Here is a 6,518-nt window from a genome sequence, read left to right on the forward strand (position 1 = left end):
TCTTTGTGGAATTGAACTTGCGTAAAGAAGTTGTATTGAAGCGTAAGCGACTTTTACAACTTTAGCAAGTTCAATGAAACAAAGATATAAATTCTAGGCAAAAATTTCACAGTTCCCGGAAAATAAATATTTCATTTTTTCGCTTCCACGTGGTGCGCAATATTATTCTATTTACATATTATACATTTTGACAAAAATTATATCAAATAAATTATTTTCTTCCTTTAAAATCAATTAACTTTCCACTATAAATTCTGTTTTCTATCTTCTTATCAGTTATTGGGTACATTGTTGTTACATATATATACTCTTTTTCCTCATCTACCTCCACACCTAAAAGCAAATTAGTATAAACTCTCTTAATAAATTCTACAGCAGTCTGTCCCCCTTCATTTTTATAAATACCAATATAATCAGGTTCTTCTAATATTTTTTTCATCCACTCAAGAATGCCATCTCTAGTCCTTTTATCTAATTGTCTACCATGCCTCTTTATAATATGCTTAAGCACTCCTGGGGATGCATATATTACTCCAGTAAACTCTATACCTAACTCATTGGCTACTTTTTGTCTTAAATACCCTACTCTTTTATAGGTACAAAATCTGCTTTCCATACTATCCCTCTTCACTATAATATATTAAGCATAATACTATCTGCTTAATATATTGTATTCTAACAATAAGGTGGTCTACACTAAAATAAGAAAAAAATTAGTTTTTTAACTTATTTATAACACAAAAAATAACCTACTACTAATCATTCTTAGTAGTAGGCTATGTTTATGTTATAGAATTATACAAATCAAACCGCCATTTCCTTCGTTAATAATCTTTTGAAGAGTCTTTTGAATTTTCACTTGAACATCTTCTGGCATCTTATATAATTTATTTTGCAATCCCTCTTTAACTAACACTTCTAAAGATTTACCAAACATATTACTTTGCCATAATGATACCGGGTCTTTATCAAATTGATCCATAAGAGCATTAACTAGCTCTTCACTTTCCTTTTCTGATCCCATTATTGGACTAATTTCAGTTTTAATATCTGCTTTAATGAAATGTAATGATGGTGCACTAGCCTTTAATTTAACTCCAAACTTAGTTCCTTGTTTAACTATTTCAGGCTCTTCAAATTTCATCTCACTTAATTGAGGTGCAACAAGGCCATATCCTGTTTCCCTAACATCAACTAAAGCATCCTTAATTTTATCATACTCACGTTTTGCTATATTTAAATCTTTCATAAGAGCTATTAAATCGCTCTCACTTTCAATTTCAGTATCACAATTTTCACTAAGTACTTTATAAAAAATAGTTTCACTTGGTTTAAGTAATATCCTTGCAGTACCTTCACCAAGGTTTATTTCACTTAAATCTGATGCACTTAAATTTTCATTTTCTTTGGCATCACTAAAGGCTGGTTTTATGTCTCTTATTTTATCTACACTTTGACACATTCCCTTAACAATCTTAAAAAATTCTTTTTTCAACCAATGTTCTGGCTCTAAGTTTTCAACCCAAATAGGCATGTCTATATTTATTTCTTTTACAGGGAACTCCTTAAGTACATGCTTAAATAAATTCTCAATATCTTTTTCTGTCATATTATAAACATCCATAACCTGAACTTCTACATCATACTTTTTCTCTAGTTCATTCTTTAGTACATCTGTTTCAGGAGAGTTTATGTTTTTGGTATTAAGTACAACTATGAAAGGTTTATTAATTGCTTTAAGTTCTTCTACTACCCTTTCTTCAGCCTCTAAGTATTCCTCTCTATCTATACCTGTAATACTACCATCAGTAGTTACTAAAAGTCCAACAGTTGAATGATCTGTTATAACCTTTCTTGTCCCTATTTCAGCAGCATCTTCAAATGGTATTTCATATTCATACCATGGAGTATTAACCATTTTAGGTTCTTCATCTTCTAAATATCCTAAAGCCCCTTTAACTATATACCCCACACAATCTACTAGTCTAACCTTTAATTTAATATCCTCATCAATAGTTATTTCTACAGCTTCATTTGGAACAAATTTAGGTTCCGTAGTATGGATAGTTTTTCCTGACCCACTTTGTGGTAATTCATCCTTAGCTCTTTCCTTTTTATAAGCATTATCAATCTTTGGTATAACCATAAGGTCCATAAATTTTTTAATAAATGTAGATTTTCCAGTTCTTACTGGTCCAACAACACCTAAGTATATGTCACCTTGAGTCCTTTCTGCAATATCCTTATATATGTTGAAATCGCCCATAAGTACACCCTCCTATTTATTTTTAACACTATATATATATTCCTAACTTTAAAAAAGTATACTATTTTTTAAGTTTATTATTCTAAATTAATTTTTAAATTTTTAAGGACCTTTTACTAAAGTTAACTTTCCTCTTAAGTATCTATATAATTAACAATATGTTATAATCTAAATATTTATGATGTACTTTTAAATTTTATTTTTACATAATACTTATATTATTTTTATCCTTGTCCTAATCCCCTAGTAAGGATAATTAAAACTCTCATTATAGCTGATAAATTCTAATAAAAAGGGTGAAATCACAAAATTGCAATTTCACCTTTTTACTAATAGTTTTCAGCTTTTTTATCTCTTTCTAATAGTTCAGCAACCATTTTCTTTGCATCTTTACCTTCAAAAAGAACTTTATAAAGAGCATCTGTTATTGGCATTTCAACCTTTAACTTTTCTTTTAAATTATAAAATGCATAACAAGCTTTTATTCCTTCAACAACCATTCCTACTTCTTCTACTGCTTCTTCTCTAGTTTTTCCAGTTCCTATTAAGTAACCAGCTCTTCTGTTTCTTGAATGCACACTAGTACAAGTAACTATTAAATCTCCCATACCAGTAAGGCCTAAGAATGTTTCAATTCTTCCACCAAGCTTAGTGCCTATTCTTACTATCTCAGCCATACCTCTTGTCATTAATGCTGCTTTTGTATTATCTCCATATCCTAGCCCATCGCACACACCAGCAGCAAGAGCTATAATGTTCTTAACAGCGCCTCCAACTTCAACTCCAACTAAATCATCATTAGTATATACTCTAAATGTTTTAGTTATAAACAAATCTTGAACTTCTTCAGCTACTTTCATATCCTTAGATGAAGTAAGTACAGTAGTTGGAATATTAAATGCAACTTCTTCTGCATGACTTGGTCCAGATAATACTACAACAGGATTTTTAATCTCTTCTTCAATAACTTCAACTAATGTTTTGTTACTACCTTCTTCAATTCCCTTTGCAATGCAAATTACAGGTATAGTTTCATCTATTAATCCTTTAAGACTTCTAGAAGCACTTCTTATTACATGAGATGGAACAGCTAATACTACATAATCACTATCTATAATAGCTTCTTCCAAAGTATTATAAGCCGTAACATTTTTAGGCACATCTAATCCCTTAATAAACTTATCATTTCGTCTGTTTATATTAATATCCTCTACAACAGTGTTATCTCTATCGTATACCGCTACTACATTTCCTTTGTTTGCCAATAAAATAGCTAAAGAAATCCCGAAACTTCCTCCGCCTAAAAAAGTCACTTTACTCATAATTAACTATCCTTTCTTTCCCTATATTCTATTTGTATTCCAGTTCCACTGAAATCAAAATTATCTCTTAATTGATTTTCTAAATATCTTTCATATGAGAAATGTCTTGCATTTACATCATTAACAAAGAATACAAACTTTGGTGGCTTTGTAGCTACTTGAGTAGCATAGTATATCTTTAATCTCTTTAATGCTACAACTGGTGGCTCTTTCATTAATATAGCTTTACTAATAACATCATTTAATACACCAGTTCCAACTCTCTTATCATAATTATCATAGCACTCTTTAGCAACTTCAAGAACCTTATGTGCCCTTTGTCCTGTTAAGGCTGATATAAATAAGAACTTAGCATACTTTATAAACTTAAGCTTGCTTTGTAAGTCTTTCTTATAATTATCCATTGTCTTATCATCTTTTTCAATAAGGTCCCATTTATTAACTATAACCATTATAGCCTTATTTAACTCATGAGCAAATCCTATAATCTTTTCATCTTGCTCTGTTACACCTTCTGTTGCATCTATCATTAATATACAAACATCAGCTCTTTCAACTGCAGCAAGTGTTCTAATAACTGAATATCTTTCAATTTCTTCCTTAACCTTGCTCTTTCTTCTAAGACCTGCAGTATCAATTAAAGTAAATTTTCCAAGTTCATTTTCAATTTTACTATCTATAGCATCTCTTGTAGTTCCAGCTATATCAGATACTATTAATCTATCTTCACCTAATAATCTATTTATTAATGATGACTTACCTACATTAGGTTTACCTATCATAGCAATTTTTATGTCATCCTCTTCTTCATCTTTGCTTCCAATAGAATTAAAGTGAGATACTACCATATCAAGCATATCTCCAAGACCTTTTCCTTGACCTGCTGATATAGCAACTGGATCCCCTATACCTAAGTTATAGAATTCCCAAGCATTTTCTTCATCCTTTAAGTTATCAATTTTATTAACAACTAATACAACTGGTTTTTTAGATTTTCTAAGCATTGTAGCAACTTCATTATCAGCTGCTGTTAAACCTTCCTTACCATCAACTACAAACATTATAACGTCAGCAGTTTCTATAGCAATATTTGCTTGTCTTCTCATTTGTTTAACTATTATATCTTGATTTTCTGGTTCTATACCACCTGTATCAATCATAGTAAAAGTATGATTTAGCCATTCAGCTTCTGCATATACTCTATCTCTTGTTACACCTGGTGTATCTTGAACTATTGAAATTCTTTTTCCTGCTAATTTATTGAATAATGTAGACTTACCTACATTTGGTCTTCCAACTATAGCTACTATTGGTTTTGCCATTATTCTTCTTCCTCCTGACACGCATCATTTATTATGCTTACTATATCTTCTCCTGTATGATCGCATACAAGAACTTTAACACCCAATTCTCTTTCTATATCATCTATTTTTGTATCATCTAACATAATATATTCAGCTGGCCCTAGCTCGTATCCTTTTCTAAACATATTATTAGGCATAATTAAGTACTCGCTATTAATCTTCCCCTTTAATTGTCCTATAATATCTGTTCCTGTAAGAAGACCTGCAACAGTTATTGTTTCTCCAAAGAAATGATTAATAACTTTATATGTATCTATTTTAATATTAGGGTTAACTTCCATTAACTTCTTCATCCCATTACTTACTTCATCAAAAGCAAGCTTTCCAGTTGGAACTGAAAAAGTTCCTTTTATATTTTTATTTAAATCTTGGGCAGTATAGTTTATGGCTTCTCTAAAACATCTAATCATACCAATTCCATCTTCTATTTGCTCATATCCATTATAAAAACTTTCTTCTGGTACATCTATACCTGAAACTAAATAAAACTCATCAGAAAATCTTACAAATGGATCATTTATCTCTTCCATAAATCTCTTTTGGAATTCCATAACCATTTCTAACTCTTTTCTTGCTGATTCTTTAGTAAATGTTTTTACTTTAACTAACCCTTCTCTATATTTAGTAACTCCAATTGGTACCACTGCAATATTTGCAACTGATGGGTATAACTCATATAAATCAGTAATAGTTCTTTTTAACTCTTCTCCATTATTAACTTCTGGTATAAGTACTATTTGACAATGCATTTTTATTCCTGCATCTGCAAGCTTCTTCATTCTGTCATACACTGATCCTGCAAATCTATTTCCAAGCATTTTAACTCTTAAATCTGGATTTGTTGTATGTACCGAAATATTTATAGGACTTATTCTATATCTTATAATTCTTTCTATATCTTCATCCTTCATATTTGTTAAAGTAACAAAATTGCCTTGAAGGAACGAAAGACGTGAATCATCATCCTTAAAATAAAGACTTTCTCTCATACCTTTTGGATTTTGATCTATAAAGCAAAACATACATTTATTGCTACATCTTTTTGCTTTATCCATAATACCGCCACCGAATTCAAGACCTAACTCTTCTCCATAGTCTTTCTCTATTTCATAATCCCAAATCTCTCCATTCGGTTTTTGTATTTCTAATACTATTTCTTCATCATTTGTTAAAAACCTGTAGTCTATAATATCAACTATCTTTTCTCCATTTACTGATAATAAAATATCATTTTCTTCAATGCCGACCTCTTCAGCAATACTATCAGGCATTACACTTGTTATTACATTCTTCATAATGTCCACTCCTATAATTACCTATCATCTCTATGATATATTAACCTAATAATTTTATTCAGTCAACTAACAGTTAAATTAATTGATAAATTTAAATTTGAAGATATATAAATATGTTTTTTCAAATTATTAAATAAAAAAAGTGGCTTTCGCCACGCTCCCTTCGGGAATTAATTTTTGAATATTCTGATAAGCATAGGTTCATATAGTCCTATGCTTATTTACTATTTGTATTTTTTTCCATATACACCTGTATAATTTTTAGGTCTCA

General features: G+C 30.2%; 5 protein-coding genes. All 5 read right to left on the reverse strand.

Annotated elements, in window-relative coordinates; genetic code table 11:
• Positions 1-211 precede the first annotated feature (211 nt).
• The 5 genes from Q0Y03_RS14880 to Q0Y03_RS14900 all read right to left on the reverse strand — a co-directional run bounded on the left by Q0Y03_RS14880 (position 212) and on the right by Q0Y03_RS14900 (position 6,247).
• Positions 212-616, reverse strand: a complete 405-nt coding sequence (locus Q0Y03_RS14880; RefSeq protein ID WP_297714583.1) for a PBECR2 nuclease fold domain-containing protein — start codon at positions 614-616, stop codon at positions 212-214.
• A gap of 171 nt (positions 617-787) precedes the next feature.
• Entirely contained in the window at positions 788-2,266 is a 1,479-nt protein-coding gene (gene spoIVA, locus Q0Y03_RS14885) for a stage IV sporulation protein A (protein WP_297714584.1), read from the reverse strand.
• A gap of 329 nt (positions 2,267-2,595) precedes the next feature.
• Positions 2,596-3,588: an NAD(P)H-dependent glycerol-3-phosphate dehydrogenase gene (locus Q0Y03_RS14890; RefSeq protein ID WP_297714585.1), complete on the reverse strand. Its 993-nt coding sequence runs from the start codon at positions 3,586-3,588 to the stop codon at positions 2,596-2,598.
• Positions 3,589-3,590: 2 nt separating this feature from the next.
• The gene (gene der, locus Q0Y03_RS14895; RefSeq protein WP_297714586.1) at positions 3,591-4,910 is read right to left on the reverse strand and encodes a ribosome biogenesis GTPase Der; all 1,320 of its coding nucleotides are present in this window, start codon (positions 4,908-4,910) and stop codon (positions 3,591-3,593) included.
• Positions 4,910-6,247, reverse strand: a complete 1,338-nt coding sequence (locus Q0Y03_RS14900; RefSeq protein WP_297714587.1) for a DUF512 domain-containing protein — start codon at positions 6,245-6,247, stop codon at positions 4,910-4,912. Before Q0Y03_RS14900 ends, der begins: the two co-directional genes overlap by 1 nt.
• Between the last annotated feature and the right edge of the window lie 271 nt (positions 6,248-6,518).

Source organism: Clostridium sp., assembly GCF_026168755.1.
GTDB lineage: Bacteria > Bacillota > Clostridia > Clostridiales > Clostridiaceae > Clostridium.

Bases quoted from the DNA above. Each gene is read 5' to 3' on its own strand.
- Q0Y03_RS14880 (WP_297714583.1), bottom strand. From the start codon at position 616: ATGGAAAGCAGATTTTGTACCTATAAAAGAGTAGGGTATTTAAGACAA.
- spoIVA (WP_297714584.1), bottom strand. From the start codon at position 2,266: ATGGGCGATTTCAACATATATAAGGATATTGCAGAAAGGACTCAAGGT.
- Q0Y03_RS14890 (WP_297714585.1), bottom strand. From the start codon at position 3,588: ATGAGTAAAGTGACTTTTTTAGGCGGAGGAAGTTTCGGGATTTCTTTA.
- der (WP_297714586.1), bottom strand. From the start codon at position 4,910: ATGGCAAAACCAATAGTAGCTATAGTTGGAAGACCAAATGTAGGTAAG.
- Q0Y03_RS14900 (WP_297714587.1), bottom strand. From the start codon at position 6,247: ATGAAGAATGTAATAACAAGTGTAATGCCTGATAGTATTGCTGAAGAG.